Source organism: Mycolicibacterium fluoranthenivorans, assembly GCF_011758805.1.
Classification (GTDB): domain Bacteria; phylum Actinomycetota; class Actinomycetes; order Mycobacteriales; family Mycobacteriaceae; genus Mycobacterium; species Mycobacterium fluoranthenivorans.
The window spans coordinates 3,085,023-3,106,530 of sequence record NZ_JAANOW010000001.1; the positions used below are offsets into that span (position 1 = coordinate 3,085,023).

The 21,508-nt window shown below is 68.9% G+C and carries 25 protein-coding genes; 18 read left to right on the top strand and 7 right to left on the bottom strand.

Features of this window, described 5'->3' with window-relative positions:
• Positions 1–67 precede the first annotated feature (67 nt).
• The gene (locus FHU31_RS14875; protein WP_167159437.1) at positions 68–694 is read right to left on the bottom strand and encodes a TetR family transcriptional regulator; all 627 of its coding nucleotides are present in this window, start codon (positions 692–694) and stop codon (positions 68–70) included.
• A gap of 50 nt (positions 695–744) precedes the next feature.
• Here FHU31_RS14875 and bioB point away from each other — a divergent pair, with 50 nt between their 5' ends.
• The 5 genes from bioB (at position 745) to FHU31_RS14900 (ending at position 4,607) form a co-directional block, all read left to right on the top strand.
• Positions 745–1,740, top strand: a complete 996-nt coding sequence (bioB, locus tag FHU31_RS14880; RefSeq protein ID WP_090357888.1) for a biotin synthase BioB — start codon at positions 745–747, stop codon at positions 1,738–1,740.
• Between the two features lie 11 nt (positions 1,741–1,751).
• On the top strand, positions 1,752–1,988 hold the full coding sequence (gene bsaP / locus FHU31_RS14885) for a biotin synthase auxiliary protein BsaP (protein WP_167159439.1): 237 nt from the start codon (positions 1,752–1,754) through the stop codon (positions 1,986–1,988).
• Positions 1,985–2,614: a DUF2567 domain-containing protein gene (locus FHU31_RS14890; protein WP_167159441.1), complete on the top strand. Its 630-nt coding sequence runs from the start codon at positions 1,985–1,987 to the stop codon at positions 2,612–2,614. The genes bsaP and FHU31_RS14890 overlap by 4 nt, the downstream gene beginning before the upstream one ends.
• 138 nt (positions 2,615–2,752) lie before the next feature.
• Positions 2,753–3,691: a methionyl-tRNA formyltransferase gene (locus FHU31_RS14895; RefSeq protein WP_167159443.1), complete on the top strand. Its 939-nt coding sequence runs from the start codon at positions 2,753–2,755 to the stop codon at positions 3,689–3,691.
• A 4-nt stretch (positions 3,692–3,695) separates the two neighbouring features.
• Positions 3,696–4,607 carry an ATP-grasp fold amidoligase family protein gene (locus FHU31_RS14900; RefSeq protein ID WP_167159445.1) on the top strand — a complete coding sequence of 304 codons (912 nt, stop codon included), beginning with the start codon at positions 3,696–3,698 and terminating at the stop codon, positions 4,605–4,607.
• 4 nt (positions 4,608–4,611) lie between these two features.
• Here the strand turns inward: FHU31_RS14900 and FHU31_RS14905 are convergent, their stop codons facing one another.
• Both FHU31_RS14905 and FHU31_RS14910 read right to left on the bottom strand, forming a co-directional pair.
• Entirely contained in the window at positions 4,612–5,964 is a 1,353-nt protein-coding gene (locus tag FHU31_RS14905) for a lipase family protein (protein WP_167159447.1), read from the bottom strand.
• 43 nt (positions 5,965–6,007) lie between these two features.
• Positions 6,008–6,700, bottom strand: a complete 693-nt coding sequence (locus tag FHU31_RS14910) for an NUDIX hydrolase (protein WP_167159449.1) — start codon at positions 6,698–6,700, stop codon at positions 6,008–6,010.
• Positions 6,701–6,748: 48 nt separating this feature from the next.
• Between FHU31_RS14910 and nadA the strand changes: the two genes are divergently transcribed.
• From nadA to nadC, 3 genes are read left to right on the top strand one after another with little or no spacing between them, the layout of a single operon-like run.
• Positions 6,749–7,810, top strand: a complete 1,062-nt coding sequence (gene nadA / locus FHU31_RS14915; RefSeq protein ID WP_167159451.1) for a quinolinate synthase NadA — start codon at positions 6,749–6,751, stop codon at positions 7,808–7,810.
• Positions 7,807–9,438, top strand: a complete 1,632-nt coding sequence (locus FHU31_RS14920) for an L-aspartate oxidase (protein WP_167159453.1) — start codon at positions 7,807–7,809, stop codon at positions 9,436–9,438. Before nadA ends, FHU31_RS14920 begins: the two co-directional genes overlap by 4 nt.
• Complete coding sequence (gene nadC / locus FHU31_RS14925; protein ID WP_167159455.1) at positions 9,435–10,292, top strand: carboxylating nicotinate-nucleotide diphosphorylase; 858 nt, start codon at positions 9,435–9,437, stop codon at positions 10,290–10,292. The genes FHU31_RS14920 and nadC overlap by 4 nt, the downstream gene beginning before the upstream one ends.
• A gap of 7 nt (positions 10,293–10,299) precedes the next feature.
• On the opposite strand, the gene FHU31_RS14930 is transcribed toward nadC, so the two are convergent.
• The 3 genes from FHU31_RS14930 to FHU31_RS14940 form a co-directional block, all read right to left on the bottom strand.
• Positions 10,300–10,869: a TetR/AcrR family transcriptional regulator gene (locus FHU31_RS14930; protein ID WP_167159457.1), complete on the bottom strand. Its 570-nt coding sequence runs from the start codon at positions 10,867–10,869 to the stop codon at positions 10,300–10,302.
• A gap of 66 nt (positions 10,870–10,935) precedes the next feature.
• Complete coding sequence (locus FHU31_RS14935) at positions 10,936–11,571, bottom strand: LysE family transporter (protein WP_167159459.1); 636 nt, start codon at positions 11,569–11,571, stop codon at positions 10,936–10,938.
• A gap of 43 nt (positions 11,572–11,614) precedes the next feature.
• Positions 11,615–12,037 carry a nitroreductase family deazaflavin-dependent oxidoreductase gene (locus FHU31_RS14940; RefSeq protein WP_167159461.1) on the bottom strand — a complete coding sequence of 141 codons (423 nt, stop codon included), beginning with the start codon at positions 12,035–12,037 and terminating at the stop codon, positions 11,615–11,617.
• 67 nt (positions 12,038–12,104) lie between these two features.
• On the opposite strand from FHU31_RS14940, the gene hisD reads away from it, so the two are divergent.
• The 8 genes from hisD to hisI are packed head-to-tail and all read left to right on the top strand — an operon-like array spanning position 12,105 to position 18,503.
• On the top strand, positions 12,105–13,403 hold the full coding sequence (hisD, locus tag FHU31_RS14945; protein ID WP_167161048.1) for a histidinol dehydrogenase: 1,299 nt from the start codon (positions 12,105–12,107) through the stop codon (positions 13,401–13,403).
• Positions 13,400–14,539, top strand: a complete 1,140-nt coding sequence (locus tag FHU31_RS14950; protein WP_167159463.1) for a histidinol-phosphate transaminase — start codon at positions 13,400–13,402, stop codon at positions 14,537–14,539. Before hisD ends, FHU31_RS14950 begins: the two co-directional genes overlap by 4 nt.
• A complete protein-coding gene (hisB, locus tag FHU31_RS14955; RefSeq protein ID WP_167159466.1) occupies positions 14,536–15,144 on the top strand; it encodes an imidazoleglycerol-phosphate dehydratase HisB in 609 nt (202 codons plus the stop codon). Before FHU31_RS14950 ends, hisB begins: the two co-directional genes overlap by 4 nt.
• Positions 15,145–15,172: 28 nt before the next feature.
• The gene (gene hisH / locus FHU31_RS14960) at positions 15,173–15,793 is read left to right on the top strand and encodes an imidazole glycerol phosphate synthase subunit HisH (protein ID WP_167159468.1); all 621 of its coding nucleotides are present in this window, start codon (positions 15,173–15,175) and stop codon (positions 15,791–15,793) included.
• Entirely contained in the window at positions 15,790–16,524 is a 735-nt protein-coding gene (priA, locus tag FHU31_RS14965; protein WP_090357859.1) for a bifunctional 1-(5-phosphoribosyl)-5-((5-phosphoribosylamino)methylideneamino)imidazole-4-carboxamide isomerase/phosphoribosylanthranilate isomerase PriA, read from the top strand. Before hisH ends, priA begins: the two co-directional genes overlap by 4 nt.
• Before the next feature lie 5 nt (positions 16,525–16,529).
• Complete coding sequence (locus FHU31_RS14970; RefSeq protein ID WP_167159470.1) at positions 16,530–17,342, top strand: inositol monophosphatase family protein; 813 nt, start codon at positions 16,530–16,532, stop codon at positions 17,340–17,342.
• Positions 17,339–18,118 (top strand): imidazole glycerol phosphate synthase subunit HisF, encoded by a 780-nt coding sequence (hisF, locus tag FHU31_RS14975; protein WP_167159472.1) that lies wholly within the window; start codon positions 17,339–17,341, stop codon positions 18,116–18,118. Before FHU31_RS14970 ends, hisF begins: the two co-directional genes overlap by 4 nt.
• A gap of 34 nt (positions 18,119–18,152) precedes the next feature.
• Positions 18,153–18,503, top strand: coding sequence for a phosphoribosyl-AMP cyclohydrolase (hisI, locus tag FHU31_RS14980; RefSeq protein WP_167159474.1), 351 nt, complete (start codon positions 18,153–18,155; stop codon positions 18,501–18,503).
• 65 nt (positions 18,504–18,568) lie between these two features.
• Here hisI and FHU31_RS14985 read toward each other — a convergent pair whose 3' ends face one another.
• On the bottom strand, positions 18,569–18,814 hold the full coding sequence (locus FHU31_RS14985) for a hypothetical protein (RefSeq protein WP_167159476.1): 246 nt from the start codon (positions 18,812–18,814) through the stop codon (positions 18,569–18,571).
• A gap of 91 nt (positions 18,815–18,905) precedes the next feature.
• On the opposite strand from FHU31_RS14985, the gene FHU31_RS14990 reads away from it, so the two are divergent.
• Both FHU31_RS14990 and FHU31_RS14995 read left to right on the top strand, forming a co-directional pair.
• Complete coding sequence (locus FHU31_RS14990; protein WP_167159478.1) at positions 18,906–20,528, top strand: N-6 DNA methylase; 1,623 nt, start codon at positions 18,906–18,908, stop codon at positions 20,526–20,528.
• Positions 20,518–21,504 carry a hypothetical protein gene (locus FHU31_RS14995; protein ID WP_167159480.1) on the top strand — a complete coding sequence of 329 codons (987 nt, stop codon included), beginning with the start codon at positions 20,518–20,520 and terminating at the stop codon, positions 21,502–21,504. The genes FHU31_RS14990 and FHU31_RS14995 overlap by 11 nt, the downstream gene beginning before the upstream one ends.
• Positions 21,505–21,508 lie beyond the last annotated feature (4 nt).

A 21,508-nucleotide genomic window follows, 5' to 3' on the forward strand; every position in this document is an offset into this window, starting at 1 on the left:
GCCCGCGCAGGATCTGGCGCTGTGGGCGTGGACGCGCGGCGGCTCGGTGTCGGTGACGGGGGAGAGCTCAGCCGAGGCGGCGTTGCGTGAGGTCGTCGCGAGCGGTAGCCAATAGCTCTGAATCGCCATGCGCGGCAAGGCCTTCGATCAGCACGGTGAGACCGAAGGCGAAGCGGCGTGACGGTTCGGCGGTGAGTACGGACTGGCCGTCGGGCAACGTGGCCCCCGCGGCATCCCACTGCAGCCGGGACTGTTCGTCGGCGGTGAAGCCGAGGACGTAGTAGACGACGGTGCGGGCGGCCAGTTCTGCGTCCGAGCCCGCGACTCCGGCATCCGCGGCCGCCGCTGCGAGCCGGGTGACGATCTCGGTCATCGCCGCGGATTGGCCCGCAGCGAAGCTGGCCGACACCAACTCGGCGCCGTCGGTGTGCGACAGCAGGGCATCCCGCAGCCGGTGGCAGCCGTCGGCGATCTGGTCGCGCCAGCCGGGTGGGACGTGCGGCTCCAGGGCGGGTTGCAGAATGCGGTCGGCAACCGCCCCGAGCAACTCCTGCTTGTTGGCGAAGTGCCAGTACAGCGCGCCCGGGCTGACGGCGAGCTCGCGCGCGAGCCTGCGCATGGTGAGGTCGGCCATCCCGAAGTTGTCCAGGATCGCCGTCGCGGCATCGATTACGTCACGTTTGTGCAGCTGCACGCCGTTACTCTAACCTGAACGGTGTTCAAGAGGCTGATGGAGGCAATTCGGTGAGCGACATTCTGGTTCAGGCACGCGAGCAGGTACTCGAACGCGGCGTGGGCCTCGATCAGGACCAGACGCTGCAGGTGCTCCAGCTGCCCGACGATCAGCTCGACGAGCTTCTGGCGCTTGCGCACGAGGTGCGCATGAAGTGGTGCGGACCCGAGGTCGAGGTCGAGGGCATCATCAGCCTCAAGACCGGCGGTTGCCCCGAGGACTGTCACTTCTGTTCACAGTCGGGCCTTTTCGCCTCGCCGGTGCGCAGCGCGTGGCTGGACATCCCGAGCCTGGTGGAGGCGGCCAAGCAGACCGCCAAGACCGGCGCCACCGAGTTCTGCATCGTGGCCGCGGTGCGCGGCCCGGACGAGCGTCTGCTGGCCCAGGTGGCCGCGGGTATCGAAGCCATCCGTAACGAGGTCGACATCCAGATCGCCTGCTCGCTGGGCATGTTGACCCAGGAGCAGGTGGATCGTCTCAAGGACATGGGTGTGCATCGGTACAACCACAACCTGGAGACTGCGCAGTCGTACTTCCCCAATGTCGTCACCACCCACTCCTGGGAAGAGCGCTGGGGCACGCTGGAGATGGTGCGCGAGGCCGGCATGGAGGTGTGCTGCGGCGGCATCCTCGGTATGGGCGAGACGTTGGAGCAGCGCGCCGAGTTCGCCGCCAACCTGGCCGAGCTCAACCCGCACGAAGTGCCGTTGAACTTCCTGAACCCGCGACCCGGCACCCCGTTCGGCGATCTGGAGGTGCTGCCGGCGGCCGACGCGTTGCGGGCCGTCGCCGCGTTCCGGCTGGCGCTGCCGCGCACCATGCTGCGGTTCGCCGGTGGCCGCGAGATCACCCTCGGTGACCTGGGCGCCAAGCAGGGCATCCTCGGCGGTATCAACGCCGTGATCGTCGGCAACTATCTCACCACGCTGGGCCGCCCGGCCGAATCCGATCTCGAATTGCTCGAAGATCTGCAGATGCCGATCAAAGCCCTCAACGCCACCCTGTAGAACGGGTGGTGATGATCAGCGATTCGCCCGCCCTGCCCGCGCCCGTGGGTGCCGGCAATTTCAACGTCTACACCGGCGGTCCGGCGGGCAGTGTCAGCCCGACGACGGCGCAGCTCGGGCTGGAGCCGCCGCGGTTCTGCGCCGAATGCGGGCGCAGGATGATCGTGCAGGTGCGCCCCGACGGGTGGTGGGCGAAGTGTTCGCGGCACGGGCAGGTCGACTCCAAGGACCTGGACACCCGCCGATGACTGGTGATGCGCCCAAGATTTCGCGCGCTGCCGCCGCGATCCGGGTCGGCGCGGGTATCGCACTGGCCGGGGTACCGGCCGGTGCCCTGTGGGCGTGGCTGGCACCCCCGATCGGCGGCGTGGTGGCGCTGACCAAGAGCGGCAACCGGGTGACGGCGTATCTGGGCAACGAATCCGACAACTTCTTCCTGGGCGAGTTCCTGTTCGTCGGCATCCTGACCGTGCTCACCGTGGTGGCGTCGGTGCTGGTCTGGCAGTGGCGCGCGCACCGCGGGCCGGTGCTGCTGGCGGCGCTCACCGGCGGCGCGGCCCTCGCGGCCGGTGTGGCCGCCGGGGTCGGCGCGGTGCTGGTGCGCTGGCGTTACGGCGTGATCGATATCGCCGCGGCGCCGGTGACCCCGGAGCACCGGATCCACTACGTGACCGAGGCGCCCGCCGTGTTCTTCGGCCATGGTCCGCTGCAGATCGCCGCGACCATCCTGTTGCCGGCGGCGGTGGGGGCACTGGTCTACACCCTGTTCGCGTTGTCGACCCCGCGCGACGACCTGGGGGCGTGGCCGCCGGTGGAGTACGCCGGGGTGTACCCGCCGATTCCCGTGTCGGTCACCCCCACACAGGCCCCGTAACAACACTTACGGCCGGTGGCTGCAGATCTCGCAAACGTAGCCCCCACAAATCGCGCCTCCATAGATACATTCGACTGGCTCATTGCTGTTTCCCAGCAAATCAGCCGCCGCGAAAATTATCTTGAGTGAGGTTTTGTCATGCGCATCGTGTCCTTCGGATTCCAGACCTGGGGAGTGAAGACACTTCAAGCGTTGGTCGATCTGGGACACGAGGTCGCGCTCGCGGTCACCCACCCGGCCAGCGACGACTCCTACAAGGGCATCTTCTCCGACTCGGTCGAGGAACTGGCGCAGAGCTTGGGCATCCCCGTCCACCTCACCGAGCGGGTGGACCACGAGACCATCGCGCTGGTCACGCAGGCCGAACCCGACGTCATCGTGGTCAACAGCTGGTACACCTGGATGCCGCCGGAACTGTACGAACTCCCGCCCCACGGCACGCTGAACCTGCACGATTCGCTGCTGCCCAAGGGCACCGGATTCTCACCGGTGCTGTGGTCGCTGATCAGCGGTGAATCGCAGATCGGGCTGACCATCCACCGGATGGACGAGAATCTGGACACCGGCGACATCCTGGTGCAGCACGCCTTGCCGATCGGGCCGAAGGACACCGGAACCGAACTGGTGGAACGCGGGATCGCGCTCATCCCGGGTGCCCTCAAAGAAGCGCTGGACGCGCTGCAATCCGGTACCCCGCAATGGCGCCCGCAGAACAAGGCGGAGCGGACGTACTTCCACAAGCGTTCCGAGCGGGACAGCCTGCTCGATTGGAACTGGCCGGCCGAGGTCCTGGAGCGGCTGGTCCGGGCGCTGTCGGAGCCCTATCCGCCGGCCTATACGTTCTATCGCGGCGAGCGCATCGAGGTCCTGGAAGCGAAGCTCTCCGAGGTCCGCTACGGCGGCACCCCGGGCCGGGTGATCGTCCAGGAGGACGGCGGCGCGGTGGTCGCCGGACCCGAGGCCTACCTCGGGGGGAACCGCGGCCTGGTCATCACCCGGGTGCGTTCCTCGGACGGTACCGAGCACAGCGGGGACAAGTTCTTCCGCCGCGGCGGCTACCTCACCAGCCAGGCGTGACCCGATGCCACTGCTGGAGTACAAGGCGACGCCACCGTGGCTGCGGGCGGCGCGCCGGCGGCTGATCGCGATGGTGCCCATTCGCCTGATGCGGCACGCTCTCTATCTGATGATGATTCGCCGGCCCGGCGACTTCACCGAGCCGGAAACCTTCAACGAGAAGGTGAATTGGCGGATCTTCCACGACCGGCGGGACCGAATCGTCAAGGCCTGCGACAAGATGTGGATGAAGGAGATGGCCCGGCAGGCCTACCCGGGTGCGGATCTGCGCATTCCGGCCACCTACTGGTCGGGTACCGATCTGCGGGACGCCCCCGACCTGACGACGCTGCCGCCGTGGGTACTCAAACCCAATCACAGTAGCGGTCAGGCACTGTTCGGGCCCGATCCCGGCACCGGCCTGGACGGCCTGCTGGCCCGGACGGCGCAGTGGTTCGAGGAGACACCGCTGGAACTGGGCGAGTGGGGTTACAGCGAAGCCCGTCCGCTCTTCCTGCTCGAGGAACGCATCCCCACTCCCGACGGGCACCCGCCGGTGGACTACAAGTTCTTCGTCTTCGAGGGCCGGATCGAGCTGATCCAGGTCAACCGTGGTCGGTTCGGGACCCGGCAGACCGCGACCTTCCTGGATGCCGATTGGCGCCGGCTGCCGGTGCGCTGGCGGATTCAGCCGGTGGCCGACGAACAGCGGCCGGTGGAGCTGGACAAGATGATGGAGATCGCCGGCGTGCTCGGTGCGGACTGGGATTTCGTCCGGGTCGACCTGTACGCCGTCGACGGTGAGGTGTGGTTCGGTGAGTACACGCCGTACCCGGGTAGCGGTCTGCTGCGCTACAAACCGATGTCCTTCGATCTCGAGCAGGGGCGGCACTGGAAGCTGCCGTCGCCGGCCGAGGTGCAGCGCGGCCGGCCCTGACCGGTCAGCGGTCGAGCACCGACAGCGGGAGCCGGTGCACCGGTCGCCCGGTCAGTACCTTCGCGGTAATGACCGCCAGCCGCGCCATGCCCCGGTAGGTCGACGGGTTGAACAGCGTGGGCCACTTGGTGCGCAGCAGGTGCTCGCCGAGGGGGCGGCCGGCGAAGCGGTCGGACAGCCAGCGCAGCGCCATGGGCGCCGACATCGGATGCAGCAGCAGGTGCTCGCAGAACATGTCGCGGTGATAGGTGACCTTCGCGCCGCCGGAGGCGTAGGTGTCGGCGAGTTCGTCGATGCCCTCGACCGAGATGATCTCGTCGTGCACGGCCTGGATGATCAGCACCGGCGGGGTGGGCACGGCGACGCCGAGCTTGATGTCGTCGAAGACATACTGCACCTCGGGCGTGGACAAGATCTGCTCGAGCGGCTGGTCCAGCATGTCGCCCATATCGGTACGCCACAGCCGCACGATGGCTTCGACGGTGGTCATGTGATGCAGCCGGTCGAGCAGGGCGCGGCCTTTCTCGCTGGCGTGCTCGGCGATGACCCTCTGCAGGCCGGGGTACACGTCGGCCAGGGCGGCGACGACGAGCGCGGGCAGGGCCGAGGCGAAGGTGCCGTTGAGCTTGCGGAAGGTCCGGCCCAGGTCGCCGACCGGCGAGCCGAGCACCGCGCCGACGATGTTGAGTTCGGGTGCGTAGCTTCCGCTCATCTCGGCGGCCCAGGCGCTGGCCAGACCGCCCCCGGAGTAGCCCCACAACCCGATGGGGGCTTCCGGTGCGAGGCTCAGCTGCTCGGAGCTGATGGCCGCACGCAGCCCGTCGAGGATGCGGTAGCCGGGTTCGTACGGCGTGCCCCAGCTGCCGTTGACACCCTCGTGGTCGGGAACGGAGACCGCCCAGCCCTCGGCAATCGCCGCGGCGACCAGCAGCATCTCGAACTGCGGCACCGCGCCGGGTGCCACGGCGTGGCGGCGCAGCGCGTACGAGGGAAAACACCGCGAGGAGATCGCATCGATGGCGCACTGGTAAGACACCACCGGGCAGACGCGTTCGGGGCCGCGCTCGGCGGGGATCACCACGGTGGTGGCGGCGGCCTCGGGATTGCCGTTCATATCGGTGGTCCGGTAGAGCAGCTGCACGGCGCGGACCTGCTGGGGGATCAGTCCCAGGAAGGCCAGCTCGACCTCGCGGCTGCGCAACACGGTGCCTGGGGCGGCGTGTTGGAAGCCGGCGGGGGCGACGTAGAAGGGGTCGTCTTTGGGTAACTGCGGACGGGCGGAGCGGTCCAGCGCCTCGTGCGGGGCGGCGCCGATCCAGTCGGCGTCCGATACGGCGGCAGAGCTGCCAAAGTCCATTCGGGCATTCTTGCTTAAGAAGCGTCTAAGAAGCCAGTCCGACTCACCCTGGTGGCCGCAATGCCGCGAATTCGTCGGTGACCCGGTACCGGGCCTCGGTGAAGCGGTACAGTGCCGCCGGACGTCCTCCGCTGCGGCCCGAACGTGCCGTGGTGCCGGTCCTGGTGATGACGTTGCGGCGCTCGAGTACCCGCTGCAGGTTGGTGGCGTCCACCGGGTGCCCGAGTGCGGCGCTGTAGATGTCGCGCAGCGTAGACAGCGCGAATTCCTTTGGTGCCAAAGCGAAGCCGATATTGGTATAGCTGAGTTTGGCGTTCAACCGGGCGTGCGCATTGGTGACCATGGGCCCGTGGTCGAAGGCCATCGGCGGCAGGGCGGAGACCGGGTGCCAGCGGGTATCGGGCGGTAGCTCCGGGGTGGCGGGGGAGGGCACCAGGCCCAGGAAGGTCGACGCGATGGTGCGTTCCCCGGGCACCCGTTGCGGATCGGAGAACACTGCCAACTGCTCCAGATGGGTGAGTTCGCGCAGGTCGACCTTCTCGGCCAGTTGACGTCGAACTGAACTCGTCATGTCTTCGTCGTGTCGCAGCCGTCCGCCCGGGAGTGACCATGCGCCTCGTTGCGGATCCATGGCGCGTTCCCATAAAAGCACGCTGAGCTGCGGTTTCTTGGTGGAAAGCTGGCGCACCTGGAACACGACGGCAAGTACTTCGTGGCCGGTGCTACTATGTGACATGTTTTCGATTGTAAGTCGAAAACCTCGGTTGGCAAAAAGGAGACTGCCATGACGGTCCTGGATCGCACTGGGGCACGCACAGGGGCGTACGGCAGCGTGCTCGCCTCGCGCATCGCGGACGGGCCCGGTGGTTACACCGGCGTCGTGGGCGACGGCCAGTGGGCCGCCGAGATCCGCCGGCTTGCCGATCTGCGCAATGCGACGGTGCTGGCCCACAACTACCAGCTACCCGAGATCCAGGATGTGGCCGACCACGTCGGCGACTCCCTGGCCCTGTCCCGGATCGCGGCCGAGGCTCCCGAGGACACCATCGTGTTCTGCGGCGTGCACTTCATGGCCGAGACCGCCAAGATCCTGTCCCCGCAGAAGTCGGTGTTGATTCCGGACCAGCGGGCCGGCTGCTCGCTGGCGGACTCGATCACCGCCGACGAGCTGCGCGCCTGGAAGGACGAGTTCCCGGATGCGGTGGTGGTCTCGTACGTCAACACCACCGCTGCGGTGAAGGCGCTCACCGATATCTGCTGCACCTCGTCCAACGCGGTCGAGGTGGTGGCCTCCATACCCGAGGATCGCACCGTGCTGTTCTGCCCCGACCAGTTCCTCGGCGCGCACGTGCGCCGCGTCACCGGGCGCCAGAACCTGCACATCTGGGCCGGCGAATGCCATGTGCACGCCGGCATCAACGGTGACGAACTGGCCGACCAGGCCCGCAGCCACCCCGACGCCGAGCTGTTCGTGCACCCCGAATGCGGTTGTGCCACCTCGGCGTTGTACCTGGCCGGTGAGGGCGCGGTGCCCGAGGAGCGGGTCAAGATCCTGTCCACCGGAGGCATGCTCGACGCTGCTCGCGAGACCAAGGCGCGCCAGGTGCTGGTCGCCACCGAGGTCGGCATGCTGCACCAGCTGCGCAGGGCCGCACCGGATGTCGACTTCCTCGCGGTCAACGACCGGGCCTCGTGCACCTATATGAAGATGATCACCCCCGCGGCGCTGCTGCGTTGCCTGGTCGAGGGCGCCGACGAGGTGCATGTCGATCTCGAGACGGCGAAGCTGGCGCAGCGCAGCGTGCAGCGCATGATCGAGATCGGGCAGCCCGGCGGCGGAGAATGACCGCGGTCTCGGTCCCTGGGGGCAGGAGCGCAGCGACTCGGGGGTACAGCAGCTGCGGGGGAGTCGGGTACTGGCAACAGCGGGCCGATGTCGTCGTCATCGGGACCGGGGTGGCCGGACTGGCCGCCGCACTCGCCGCGGTGCGGGCCGGTCGCAAGGTCGTCGTGCTCAGCAAGGTGGCCGAGACCGCCACGTTCTACGCCCAAGGCGGGATCGCGGTGGTGCTGCCCGACGGTGAGGACTCCGTCGAGGCCCATGTCGCCGACACGCTGGCGGCCGGTGGCGGGCTCTGTGATGTCGACGCGGTCCGTTCCATCGTGGCCGACGGCTATACCGCGGTCGCGGATCTGGTCGATGCGGGCGCGCACTTCGACGAGACCCGGCCCGGCCGTTGGGCACTGACCCGCGAAGGCGGTCACACCCGCCGGCGGATCATCCACGCCGGTGGTGACGCCACCGGGGCCGAGGTGCAGCGCACCCTCGACCACGCGGCCACCCATCTGGACATCCGGCGCAATCATGTGGCACTGCAGATCTGCCACGACGGCGATCAGGTGACCGGGGTGCTGGTGCACAGTGCCGAGGGGCCGGGCGTCGTGCATGCGCCGTCGGTCATCCTGGCCACCGGCGGATTGGGTCACCTCTATGCGGCGACCACCAACCCGGACGGCTCCACCGGCGACGGTGTGGCGCTGGCCCTGCAGGCGGGTCTGGCGGTTGCCGACCTGGAGTTCATCCAGTTCCACCCGACGATGTTGTATTCGGGCTCCGGTCCCGGACAGGCCGGCGGGCGCCGGCCGCTGATCACCGAAGCGATCCGTGGCGAGGGCGCGATCCTGGTGGACAGTCGGGGCGAGTCGGTGACCGCCGGTGTCCATCCGATGGGTGACCTGGCGCCACGCGATGTGGTGGCGGCCGCCATCGATGCCCGGCTGCGGGCGACCGGCGACCCCTGCGTGTACCTGGATGCCACCCGGGTTTCCGATGTGGCACAGAGGTTTCCGACGGTCACCGCGGCCTGCCTGGCCGCGGGTGTCGACCCGGCCCGTCAGCCCATCCCGGTGGTGCCCGGCGCCCACTACAGCTGCGGCGGCGTCGTCACCGATGTGTACGGCCGTACCGATCTGCCGGGTCTGTTCGCCGCCGGCGAGGTGGCGCGCACCGGAATGCACGGCGCCAATCGGCTTGCGTCCAACAGCCTGCTGGAAGGGCTCGTCGTGGGTGGGCGTGCCGGCGCCGCCGCCGCCGCGCACGCCGGCAGTGCAGGTCCGGTACTGGCGCGCGTCTCGCAGTCCTTCCGCGCGCCCGCGCTGGACCGCGCCGAGTTGCAGCGCGCGATGAGCACGGACGCCTCCGTGGTCCGCGATGCCGACGGCCTGCAACGGCTCCTCGGCATTCTGGCCACCGCGCGGCCGCACACCGTCGACAACCGCACGGATTTCGAGGATGTCGCCTTGACCATGACCGCACGGGCGGTGGCCGCGGCCGCCGCCGAACGCGCCGAATCGCGGGGCTGTCACCACCGCGCCGACTATCCGGAAACCGATGCGGCACAGGCGAAGAGCGTCACCGTCCGGGTCGATGCCGCCGGACTTCCCACGGTGAGTACACCGGCAGGTGTGCGGTGAAACCATCGGCCGACGAACTCGCCGAAGCCCGGGCCGTCATCGCCCGTGGTCTGGACGAGGATCTGCGCTACGGCGCCGATGTCACCACGGCGGCGACCGTCGCCGCCGACGCCACCACGGTGGCGTCGATGGCCACCCGGGAGCCGGGCGTCGTCGCGGGGGTCGATCTTGCGCTCCTGGTGCTCGACGAGGTGCTGGGGCCCGACGGTTACACCGTGCTGGACCGCGTCGAGGACGGCACCCGGCTGGCCGCCGGGCAGGCCCTGCTGACCCTGAGCGCGCCCACCCGGGGGCTGCTGACCGCCGAACGGACCATGCTCAACCTGGTCTGCCATCTCTCCGGCATCGCGACCGCCACCGCGCGGTGGGTGGACGCGGTCGAGGGCACCCGCGCCAGGATCCGCGACACCCGCAAGACGTTGCCCGGCCTACGTGCGCTGCAGAAGTACGCGGTGCGGGTCGGCGGGGGAGTCAACCACCGGATGGGCCTCGGTGACGCCGCGCTCATCAAGGACAATCACGTCGCCGCCGCCGGATCGGTGCTGGCCGCGCTGCACGCGGTCCGGGCCGCCGCGCCCGATCTGCCGTGTGAGGTCGAGGTCGACTCGCTGGAGCAGCTCGACGATGTGTTGGGCGCCGACGTGGAGTTGGTGCTGCTGGACAACTTCCCGGTGTGGCAGACCCAGATCGCCGTGCAGCGCCGCGACAGTCGTTCGCCGGCAACGAAACTCGAATCCTCGGGCGGTTTGTCACTGGAGTCGGCGACCGCCTACGCGGCCACCGGGGTGGACTATCTGGCCGTCGGGGCGCTCACCCACTCGGTGCGGGTGCTCGATATCGGCCTGGATACCTGAGCACGACCTAGTCGCGGTCCAGCAGTGCCCGTGCCGCCGCCTTGGCGGCGTGCAGCGCGCTGGGCTCGCCGGCCACCCGGGACAGCAGCAGGGCGCCCTCGATCAGCGCGATGATCGTGCGCGCGGTCTGCTCGGCCTGCGCCGAGGGCCAGCCGTCGGCGCGCAGGCGGTCGGCCACCGCGGTGATCCAGCTGCCGAACGCCCTCGCCGAAGCCGTCCGCACGACCGGGCTGGCCGTCACCGATTCGGTGGCGAGCGGTTCGATGGGGCAGCCGTCGCGCGCATCGGTGCTGAGATTGGCGGCCATCACGTCCATCCAGCGGTCCACGATGTCGGCGGCCGGTTCGTCGGTCGCCAGCAATGTGCGCAGCAGGGCGCTGATCTCTCCGCCGGCCTTGTCGACCACGGCGGCCGCCAGTTCGGCCTTGCCGTCGGGGAAGTGGTGATACAGCGAACCGGCCCGGACCTCGGCCACCTCCAGGATCTGGTTGATGCCGGTGGCCGAGTATCCCTGCCTGCGGAACAACACGGCCGCGGTATCCAGCAGGGCGGCTCGGCTGCGGTCGGGGCGGGGCATGGTCGATATGCTACCGGCGATCTAGAAAGATCGATCAAGAATGCGCAAGGCGGTCCCCGCCGGGCTCTAGGCCGTCACACCCCGGCGCACGAACGACAGCACCACCGCCGCGGTGGCGAACAGCCCGGAGAACACCCGGTTCAGGATCGTCTGTTGGCGCGGGGTGTGCAGCCAGTCGACCAACCGCACTGCCAGGCCGGTATAGAGGCCCATCACCACGATGTCGACGATGATCATGGTCGCCCCGATGGCCAGATACTGCGGCAGCAACGCGGCGGTGGGCACGACGAACTGCGGCAGCACCGCAAGGAAGAACACCAGCCCCTTCGGGTTGGTGGCGTTGACCAGGAAGCCTCGGACCGTCAGGGCCAGGCGGCCGCCATCGAACGACTTTCCGACCTGCTCGCGCAGGTCGGTGGTGGCGGTACGCCACTGCTTGATCGCGAGGTAGGCCAGATAGCCGACGCCGATCCACTTGATCACGGTGAACGCGATGACCGAGCTCGTGACCACCGCACCCAGGCCCGCGGCCACCAGCGCCAACTGCAGCATCAGCCCGATCTCCAGGCCGAAGATGCTCCAGTAGCCGCGACGCAGGCCGTGCGTCATCCCGGTCGCCATCGACTGCACCGCACCCGCTCCGGGGGACAGACTGATCGCGATCGCGGCGCCCAGGAACGCCAGCCATACCTGCCAGGTCATGGCTCCAGTCTCGCAGCCGGGGTCAAGTCGATATCAGCTGATATCAGTTGATATCAGCGACGAACACACCTGATCGGCGGGCGACCATGCGGGCCATCCGTGGCAGCGACGGGTCGTCGGTGCCCGCGGGGAGCACCCGCGGGTTGGTGATGTGGATGTCACCGCTGAACAGGTGCACATCGGCTTCACCGGCCGCGAGCACGTTCTTCACCCAGTTGGTCTTGCCGTGGATGAGGCCGATGGCCAGCGTGTTGCCCTTGCGGAAGCTGGTGACGGTCGTCTCGTACGGGGTGCCGGATTTGCGGCCCCGATGCTTGACGATGGTGAACCCCGGCAGCCGCTTCGCCAGCGGTGCGATCACCGGATTGATGTAGCGGATCTGGAAGTTCTCCAGCGCGGGCGGCACCAGCATCGGCACACCCGGTGCGTTGTTGGGATGTTCCTCGCGAGACTGCGCAGCGGACATGTCGGCTCCCCGAATTCGATTTGGCCTGCTCTGGGACAATAGACCCGTGAGTGCACCGCAACCCTTCATGGCCCGCATCGATCTGCGGGGCGCCGAGCTATCGGCGGCCCGGCTGCGGACCGTCCTGCCCCGCGGTGGTGTCGATGTCGATGCGGTGTTGCCCAAGGTGCGGCCCATCGTCTCCGACGTCGCCGAGCGCGGTGCCGTCGCGGCCCTGGAGTACGGGGCCTCCTTCGACGGGGTGCGCCCCGAGACCGTCCGGGTGCCCGTCGGGGAGATTGCCGCGGCGCTGTCGACGTTGCCCGCCGATGTCCGCGCCGCCCTCGAGGTGGCCATCGAACGCACCCGGGCCGTGCACGCCGACCAACGCCGCACCGACACCACCACCACGCTCGCGCCGGGCGCCACCGTCACCGAACGCTGGGTCCCGGTGGAGCGCGTCGGCCTCTACGTTCCGGGCGGCAACGCCGTCTACCCGTCCAGCGTGGTGATGAACGTGGTGCCCGCACAGGCCGCAGGGGTGGACTCGCTGGTGATCGCCAGCCCGCCCCAGGCGGACTTCGGCGGCCTGCCGCATCCGACCATCCTGGCCGCCGCCGCCCTGCTCGGCGTGGACGAGGTCTGGGCCGTCGGCGGCGCCCAAGCCGTCGCCCTGCTGGCATACGGGGACGCCGATCACCCTCCGGTGGACATGATCACCGGCCCGGGCAATATCTACGTCACCGCCGCCAAGCGGCTCTGCCGTTCACAGGTCGGTATCGACGCCGAGGCGGGCCCCACCGAGATCGCCATCCTGGCCGACCACACCGCCGACCCGGTGCACATCGCCGCCGATCTGATCAGCCAGGCCGAACACGACGAGATGGCCGCCAGCGTGCTGGTCACCGACAGCGTGGCGCTGGCCGACGCCGCGGATATTGAGGTTGCCGATCAACTCGGCACGACCGTGCACCGCGAACGGGTGACTGCCGCCCTCACCGGCAAGCAGTCGGCGATCGTGCTGGTCGACGATATCGATGCCGGTGTCACGGTGGTCAACGCCTACGCCGCCGAGCACCTGGAGATCCAGACCGTCGACGCGTCCGCGGTGGCCGGCCGGATCCGTTCGGCCGGAGCGATCTTCGTCGGCGCATGGTCTCCGGTGAGCCTGGGGGACTACTGCGCCGGCTCCAATCACGTGCTGCCCACCGCGGGTTGCGCCCGGCATTCCAGCGGGCTGTCGGTGCAGACCTTCCTGCGCGGGATCCACGTCGTGGAGTACGACGAGGCGGCGCTCAAAGATGTGTCAGGTCATGTGATCACGCTGTCGCAGGCGGAGAATCTGCCCGCGCACGGCGAAGCTGTGCGGCGGAGGTTCGAGAAGTGAGCACATCCGGTATCTCCCTGGACGACCTGCCGCTGCGGGAGAATCTGCGCGGCAAGTCCCCGTACGGGGCACCCCAGTTGCACGTGCCGGTGCGGCTCAACACCAATGAGAACCCGCATCCGCCGAGCCAGGCACTCATCGACGACGTCGCGGCCTCGGTACGCGACGCCGCGTCGGATCTGCACCGCTATCCCGACCGCGATGCCGTCGGCCTGCGGACCGAACTGGCGGCCTATCTGACCGGTCAGACCGGGGTCCGGGTCGGCGTCGAGAACGTGTGGGCGGCAAATGGTTCCAACGAGATCCTGCAGCAGCTGCTGCAGGCTTTCGGCGGTCCGGGTCGCAGCGCACTGGGATTCGTCCCGTCCTACTCGATGCACCCGATCATCTCCGACGGCACCCAGACCACCTGGCATCAGGCGGCCCGTGCCGACGACTTCGGGCTCGACACCGCCGTCGCGGTCGCCGCGGTCAAGGAATACCGTCCGGACGTGGTGTTCCTGGCCAGCCCGAACAATCCGTCGGGCCAGAGCATCACGGTCGACGAACTGCGCCAGTTGCTCGACGTCGCCCCCGGTGTGGTCATCGTCGACGAGGCGTACGGCGAGTTCTCCAGCCAGCCCAGTGCCATCGGGTTGATCGCGCAGTACCCGGCCAAACTCATCGTCACCCGCACCATGAGCAAGGCGTTCGCCTTCGCCGGCGGCCGGCTGGGCTACCTGGTCGCCGATCCCGCCGTCATCGAGGCGCTGCTGCTGGTCCGGTTGCCGTATCACCTGTCCTCGCTGACCCAGGCCGCCGCCCGCGCCGCGCTGCGCCACGCCGAGGACACCCTGGGCAGCGTCGCACTGCTCATCGCCGAACGCGACCGGGTGTCGAAAGGCCTGTCCGAGATGGGCTTCCGGGTGATCCCCAGCGACGCCAACTTCGTGCTCTACGGCGAGTTCGCCGATGCGCCCGCGGCGTGGCAGCGCTATCTGGACGCCGGGGTGCTCATCCGCGATGTCGGCCTCCCCGGATACCTGCGCGCCACCATCGGCCTCGCCGAGGAGAACGACGTCCTGCTCGATGTGAGCGCCGACCTCGCCGAGTCCGGCACAGCCCTGTTAACCGAAGCCCCACAAGGAGCCTCATGAGCCGCCGCGCGAAGGTCGAACGTAAGACCAAGGAGTCCGATATCACCGTCGAGATCGATCTCGACGGCACCGGGCAGGTCGACATCGACACCGGAGTGCCGTTCTTCGACCATATGTTGACCGCGCTGGGCAGCCATGCCAGCTTCGACCTGACGGTGCACGCCAAGGGCGATGTCGAGATCGAAGGCCACCACACCGTCGAGGACACCGCGATCGTGCTCGGCCAGGCACTCGGCCAGGCGCTCGGTGACAAGAAGGGCATCCGCCGCTTCGGGGACGCCTACATCCCGATGGACGAGACGCTGGCGCACGCCGCAGTCGACGTGTCCGGCCGGCCGTACTTCGTGCACACCGGCGAACCCGATTACATGGTCGAATTCACCATCGCCGGGTCCAGCACGCCGTATCACACGGTGATCAACCGGCACGTGTTCGAGTCGCTGGCCTTCAACGCCCGCATCGCCCTGCACGTGCGCACCCTCTACGGCCGCGACCCGCACCACATCACCGAGGCCGAGTACAAGGCGGTCGCCCGGGCGTTGCGCCAGGCCGTCGAATACGACCCCCGCGTCAGCGGGGTGCCGTCCACCAAGGGCACTCTGTGACGGCGATGGGCGAGCGGAGCGACGGGGAGTGAACGAGAAAAAGGTGGTGGTGCTGGACTACGGGTCCGGCAACCTGCGTTCGGCGCAGCGCGCGGTGCAGCGCACCGGTGCCGATGTCGAGGTGACCTCGGATGCGTCCGCGGCCTATGAGGCCGACGGTCTGCTGGTGCCGGGGGTCGGCGCATACGAGGCCTGCATGGTGGGGCTGCGCGGTATCGGCGGCGACCAGATCATCGAAAAGCGGCTGGCCGCGGGGCGTCCGGTGCTCGGGGTCTGTGTGGGCATGCAGATCCTGTTCGCCCGTGGCGTCGAGTTCGGGGTGGAGTCCGCCGGATGCGGGCAGTGGCCCGGTTCGGTCACCCGCATCGATGCCCCCGTGGTGCCGCACATGGGCTGGAATGTGGTCGACGCACCCGCGGGCAGTACCTTGTTCCGGGGCCTGGACGCCGGCACCCGCTTCTACTTCGTGCATTCGTACGCCGCACAGGAGTGGCAGGGCCGGCCCGAGGCGCTGGTCACGTGGGCGACACACCATGTGCCGTTCATCGCGGCCGTCGAGGACGGCCCGTTGTCGGCGACACAATTTCATCCGGAGAAGAGCGGTGACGCGGGTGCGGCGCTGCTGACGAATTGGGTTGAGGGACTGTGAGTTTGATTCTTTTGCCGGCCGTCGACGTGGTCGGGGGCAAAGCGGTGCGCCTGGTGCAGGGCAAGGCCGGCAGCGAAACCGACTACGGGTCGGCGCTGGACGCGGCGCTGGCCTGGCAGCGCGACGGTGCCGAGTGGATCCACCTGGTGGACCTGGACGCCGCCTTCGGCCGTGGCTCCAACCGTGAACTGCTCGCCGAGGTGGTCGGCAAGCTCGATGTCGCCGTGGAGCTGTCCGGCGGTATCCGGGATGACGAATCGTTGAAGGCCGCCCTGGCCACCGGCTGCGCTCGGGTCAATATCGGCACCGCCGCGCTGGAGAATCCCACCTGGTGCGCCGCGGCGATCGCCGAGTACGGCGACAAGGTGGCCGTCGGACTGGATGTGCAACTGGAAGGCGGCACCTACCGCCTGCGCGGACGCGGCTGGGAGACGGACGGCGGTGACCTGTGGGAGGTGCTGGAACGGCTTGAGCGCGAAGGCTGCTCACGCTATGTCGTCACCGATGTGACCAAGGACGGCACGCTGGCCGGACCCAATCTGGAACTGCTCGGCGAGGTGGCCGACCGCAGCGGCGTCCCGGTGATCGCCTCCGGTGGCGTGTCGAGCATCGAGGATCTGACGGCCATCGCCACCCTGACGGGTCGTGGGGTCGAGGGCGCCATCGTCGGAAAAGCCTTGTACGCGGGACGTTTCACGCTGCCCGAGGCGCTAGCCGCGGTCAGCGGATAACGGTCATGGATGCCAACCGGCTGACCGCGCTGGTCGCCACCGCGACCGCGATCCTCGATGCGGCATCGGTTCAGTTCGTCGCGGGCCACCGAGCTGACTCGGCTGTTCGCAAACAGGGCAACGATTTCGCGACCGAGGTCGACCTCGCGATCGAACGCCAGGTCGTCGCGGCGCTGCAGGAGCAGACCGGCATCGGGGTGCACGGCGAGGAGTTCGGTGGCGAACCGATCGATTCCGAACTGGTGTGGGTACTCGACCCGATCGACGGCACGTTCAACTATGCGGCCGGCTCTCCCATGGCGGCCATCCTGTTGGGACTGCTGCACAACGGTGTGCCGGTCGCCGGGCTGACCTGGCTGCCGTTCATGGGACAGCGTTACACCGCGCTGGCCGGCGGACCGGTGCGCGACGCCGGCGTGGTGCTGCCCCCGCTCGACGCGCCGACGCTGGCCGATTCGATCGTCGGGATCCAGACCTTCAACATCGATTCTCGTGGCCGGTTCCCCGGCCGGTACCGGGCCGAGGTGCTGGCCAACCTGAGCCGTGAGTGTTCGCGGGTTCGCATGCACGGCGCCACCGGGGTGGACCTGGCCTATGTCGCCGCCGGAATCCTCAGTGCGGCGATCAGTTTCGGCCACCACATCTGGGACCACGCGGCGGGTGTGGCACTGGTGCGGGCTGCCGGCGGTGTCGTCACCGACCTGGCCGGCGCGCCCTGGACGGCCGAGTCGAAATCGGCGCTGGCCGCCGCACCCGGTGTGCACGCCCGCATGCTGGAGATCGTCGCCTCGGCGGGCAACCCGGAGGATTACCTGTGACCAGTGATGTCGCCACCCGTGTCATTCCCTGCCTGGACGTCGACGCCGGCCGGGTGGTCAAGGGGGTCAACTTCGAGAACCTCAGGGATGCGGGCGATCCCGTCGAACTTGCGGCCGCCTACGATGCCGAAGGCGCCGACGAGCTGACCTTCCTGGACGTCACCGCGTCCTCCTCGGGGCGGTCCACCATGCTGGAGGTGGTGCGTCGCACCGCGGAGCAGGTGTTCATCCCGCTCACCGTGGGTGGTGGAGTCCGGTCGGTCGAGGATGTGGACACCCTGCTGCGCGCCGGTGCGGACAAGGTATCGGTGAACACCGCGGCCATCGCCCGCCCGGAGCTGCTGGCCGAGCTGGCGCGCCAGTTCGGGTCGCAGTGCATCGTGCTCAGCGTCGATGCCCGCACGGTGCCGGACGGCTCGGCGCCGACGCCGTCGGGCTGGGAGGTCACCACCCACGGTGGCCGGCGCGGCACCGGCATCGATGCCGTCGAATGGGCCAGGCGCGGAGCTGAACTCGGGGTGGGGGAGATCCTGCTGAATTCGATGGACGCCGACGGCACCAAGGCCGGTTTCGACTTGGCGATGCTGCGTGCGGTCCGCGCCGCGGTCACGGTGCCGGTGATCGCCAGCGGTGGCGCCGGAGCGGTGGATCACTTCGCCCCCGCAGTGGCCGCCGGTGCCGACGCCGTGCTGGCGGCCAGCGTGTTCCATTTCCGGGAGCTGACGATCGGTCAGGTGAAGGCGGCGATGGCAGCCGAGGGGATCACCGTCCGATGAGCGAAGCGAAGAGGACAAGTCTGGGTGTGGTCCGATGAGCGAGCTCGATCCCGATATCGCCGCCCGGCTCAAACGCAACGCCGACGGGCTGTTCGCCGCGGTCGTTCAGGAGCACGGCACCGGTGACGTGCTGATGGTCGCCTGGATGGACGACGCCGCGCTGGCCCGCACCCTGGAAACCCGTGAGGCCACCTACTTCTCGCGCTCACGGGGCGAACAGTGGATCAAAGGCGCCACCTCGGGCCACACCCAGCACGTGCACTCGGTGCGCCTGGACTGCGACGGTGACACCGTGCTGCTGGAGGTCGACCAGGTGGGTGGCGCCTGCCACACCGGCGATCACACCTGCTTCGACGCGGATCTGCTGCTGCCGCCGCAGAGTTAGCATCCGTTCGAACACCCGAGTACTCGGCTACGCCGCCGGCCCTGGCTGGGCCACCGGCGGACCGATCAGGTGAAGGGCAGGAACTGCCCGTTGGTCCAGACACCCCAGTGCCCGCCGGAACCCCAGTCCCACCAGACCATCGGGTGACCCTGCCAGAATTCGGCGGGTTTGCGCGGCGCGTTGGCGGGCGCTTCCAAGGCGGGTCCGCCGGGATCTACCGGCTCGGCGCCGGCCGTGGCCAGCCCGAAGCCCAGGGACGAGCCGATGATCGCGCCTGCGGCCAGTGCTGCCGCCACTGCTGACTTGCTCATGCCGAAAGCTTAGCCAATCGAAGCGATTCCTGGGCGACGGCCCCGCCGCGACGGCGTGGTCTGCGCCGACTTGTCGGTGTGGTCGGACAGAATGGCCAGCGTGATCGATTCCGCCGGGGCCCGCAAAGCGCGCGGTGCCTTCTTCACCCCGCCGGAGATCACCCACTACCTGGCCCAGTGGGCGGTCCGCGACTCCGCGGACCGTGTCTTCGAGCCGTCGGCAGGCGAGGCGGCGTTCCTCGTCGCCGCGGCCCGACGCCTCACCGATCTCGGTGCGGCCGCCCCGCTGCTCGACGGCGTGGAGATCCATCCGGCCAGTGCCCGCGCGGCCCGTAAGCGGGTGACCGCAGCCGGCGGCACGGCACGCATCCGCACGGCCGACTTCTTCGCCGTCGACCCGCAGCCGTCCTACACCGCGGTCATCGGCAACCCGCCCTATATCCGCTATCAGGACTTCCGGGGCCAGGCCCGCGCCCAGTCGCGGCGGGCCGCCCTGGCCGCGGGTGTCAGCCTGTCCGGCCTGGCGTCGAGCTGGGCGGCATTCACCGTGCACGCGGCGCTGTTCCTGCGGCCCGGCGGGCGGCTGGCCCTGGTCCTGCCCGCCGAGCTGCTCAGCGTCAACTACGCGGCGCCGGTGCGCAAGTTCCTGTTCGACCGGTTCGCCACGGTCGAACTGGTGATGTTCGACGAGCAGGTGTTTCCCGAGGCCGAGGCGGATGTGGTGCTGCTGCTGGCCGACGGTTTCGACGGCGGACCCTCGGGACACGCCGTCATTCACCGGGCCCGCAACGCAAAATCCCTGACATCGGAACTGGCGCAACGGCATTGGTCACCCCGCGATCCCGCCGACAAGTGGGTCAGCGGCCTGGTGGGTGCCGCCCCGGTGGAGCAGCTGCACACGCTGCACGACACCGGCAGTCTCACGACACTGGACCAGTGGGGAGACACCACGCTCGGCATGGTCACCGGCAACAACGGCTATTTCGCGCTGTCGCCGGACCGGGTACGTGAGCTCGGGCTGCGCCCCGGCGACCTGCTCCCGCTCTCGCCGCCCGGCAGTGCGCACCTGCGCGGTCTCACCCTCACCGGCGCCCAACTGCGCCGGCTGGGGGAGGACGGCAAGTCGATCCACCTGTTCCGGCCCGGCGGCGCCACGTCGGCGGCGGCGCAGCGGTACATCGAGGCCGGTCACGCCGCCGGTGTGCACCTGGCCTACAAGTGCCGGGTGCGCAACCCCTGGTTCGTCGTCCCGCTGCTGGCGCCGGCACACCTGCTGCTCACCTGTATGAACGCCGACACTCCGCGCCTGGTCACCAACCGGGCGGCGGCCCATCACCTCAACTCGGTGCACGGTGTCTATCTGCGTGACGAGCTGACCGCGCTGGGGCAGGACCTGCTGCCCCTGGCCTCCTTGAATTCGGCGACGGTGCTGCACGCGGAGATCGTGGGGCGTTCCTACGGTGGCGGCATTCTCAAGCTCGAGCCGCGCGAGGCGGACCGCTGGCTGGTGCCGTCCGCCGAGTTGATCGCCGCCCGTGCCGGGCAGCTCCGCGCGGCACGGCGCGCGGTGGCGGGTCTGCTGGCCAAGGGCAGGTTGCTCGACGCGGTGGCGACCATCGACGGTGCGCTGGGGCTCGGTGATATGGATTCGATTCGCGCAGCGCGTGATTCGCTGGCCACCAGGCGCGCGGTAAGGTCGCGGCGTGCCCGCTGAACCGTCCACGAAAGCCACCGCGTGGGCCATCTTCGACAGAATCGTCGCCGATGCGGCGCCCCACGGGGAGCACACCAGTCCCTGGCGGCGCAGCGAGGACACCGTGGTGTACGAGCCCGACTTCAGGGTGCTGCGCCGGCTGCTCGGGGTGCCGCTGCATCTGGATGCGCCGTCCACCACCGGGGTGCCCGCACTGGCGCTCGATGTCTGGCTGTCCTATGAGCTGCGCCGCGCCGGTTTCGACACCAATGCCGTGTGGCCGCGGGCCGTCGAGCCGCGCATCATGCCCAGTGCCATCGCCAATCTGCTGGAGGCGCTTCCGATCAAGGAACGCCAGCTCATCGAGCACCGGCTGCAGCGCTCGATGAAAGGTGTGGCCGGCTCGAGTGCCAGTGTCCTCGGCAAGCACTACATGAAGCAGGTCGACATCGTGATGTCCGACTGGGACACCGGGCCCGAACTGCTGATCAGCACCAAGCGGATGGACTCCAGTTTCGGGAAGAACGCCGCCAACCGCGTGGAGGAGAGTTACGGCGACGCCAAGAATCTGCGGTTGCGTCATCCACTGGCCGCGCTCGGATTCGTCTACGGTCTGCGGTCGACCATCCTGACCAGCGAGCCGGACAAGGCGGAATGGCTGATCGATCTGTTGGCCAAACTCGGCACCGAGGATGATGCGTACCACGCCGTCGCACTCATCATGATCGACTACGACGCGCCCGCCGCGGACACCACCGGGGACGAGGTCGACAGCCTCGAAAAGGCGGAACCGGACGCACTTTTCGAGATCGTCGATGTCGAGACGGCGGCCGTCGAGGAGGCGCTGGCGGCGTTGCCGAACGTCGTGATCCGCCACGACACGGTTCCGCCGGCGCTGCAACCCGCCCGTTTTCTGGCCGTCATGGTGAACCGGGTGCTGGACACGACGCCCGTGACCCGGCACCGCGAGGCGCGCCGGCGCCGCCGCGACGCGTGAAGTC

Coding starts and splice junctions, on each gene's coding strand:
- bsaP (WP_167159439.1), top strand. CDS start 1,752: ATGATCAGCGATTCGCCCGCCCTGCCCGCGCCCGTGGGTGCCGGCAAT.
- FHU31_RS14890 (WP_167159441.1), top strand. CDS start 1,985: ATGACTGGTGATGCGCCCAAGATTTCGCGCGCTGCCGCCGCGATCCGG.
- FHU31_RS14895 (WP_167159443.1), top strand. CDS start 2,753: ATGCGCATCGTGTCCTTCGGATTCCAGACCTGGGGAGTGAAGACACTT.
- FHU31_RS14900 (WP_167159445.1), top strand. CDS start 3,696: ATGCCACTGCTGGAGTACAAGGCGACGCCACCGTGGCTGCGGGCGGCG.
- FHU31_RS14905 (WP_167159447.1), bottom strand. CDS start 5,964: ATGGACTTTGGCAGCTCTGCCGCCGTATCGGACGCCGACTGGATCGGC.
- FHU31_RS14910 (WP_167159449.1), bottom strand. CDS start 6,700: ATGTCACATAGTAGCACCGGCCACGAAGTACTTGCCGTCGTGTTCCAG.
- nadA (WP_167159451.1), top strand. CDS start 6,749: ATGACGGTCCTGGATCGCACTGGGGCACGCACAGGGGCGTACGGCAGC.
- FHU31_RS14920 (WP_167159453.1), top strand. CDS start 7,807: ATGACCGCGGTCTCGGTCCCTGGGGGCAGGAGCGCAGCGACTCGGGGG.
- FHU31_RS14930 (WP_167159457.1), bottom strand. CDS start 10,869: ATGCCCCGCCCCGACCGCAGCCGAGCCGCCCTGCTGGATACCGCGGCC.
- FHU31_RS14935 (WP_167159459.1), bottom strand. CDS start 11,571: ATGACCTGGCAGGTATGGCTGGCGTTCCTGGGCGCCGCGATCGCGATC.
- FHU31_RS14940 (WP_167159461.1), bottom strand. CDS start 12,037: ATGTCCGCTGCGCAGTCTCGCGAGGAACATCCCAACAACGCACCGGGT.
- hisD (WP_167161048.1), top strand. CDS start 12,105: ATGGCCCGCATCGATCTGCGGGGCGCCGAGCTATCGGCGGCCCGGCTG.
- hisB (WP_167159466.1), top strand. CDS start 14,536: ATGAGCCGCCGCGCGAAGGTCGAACGTAAGACCAAGGAGTCCGATATC.
- FHU31_RS14970 (WP_167159470.1), top strand. CDS start 16,530: ATGGATGCCAACCGGCTGACCGCGCTGGTCGCCACCGCGACCGCGATC.
- hisI (WP_167159474.1), top strand. CDS start 18,153: ATGAGCGAGCTCGATCCCGATATCGCCGCCCGGCTCAAACGCAACGCC.
- FHU31_RS14985 (WP_167159476.1), bottom strand. CDS start 18,814: ATGAGCAAGTCAGCAGTGGCGGCAGCACTGGCCGCAGGCGCGATCATC.
- FHU31_RS14990 (WP_167159478.1), top strand. CDS start 18,906: ATGGCCAGCGTGATCGATTCCGCCGGGGCCCGCAAAGCGCGCGGTGCC.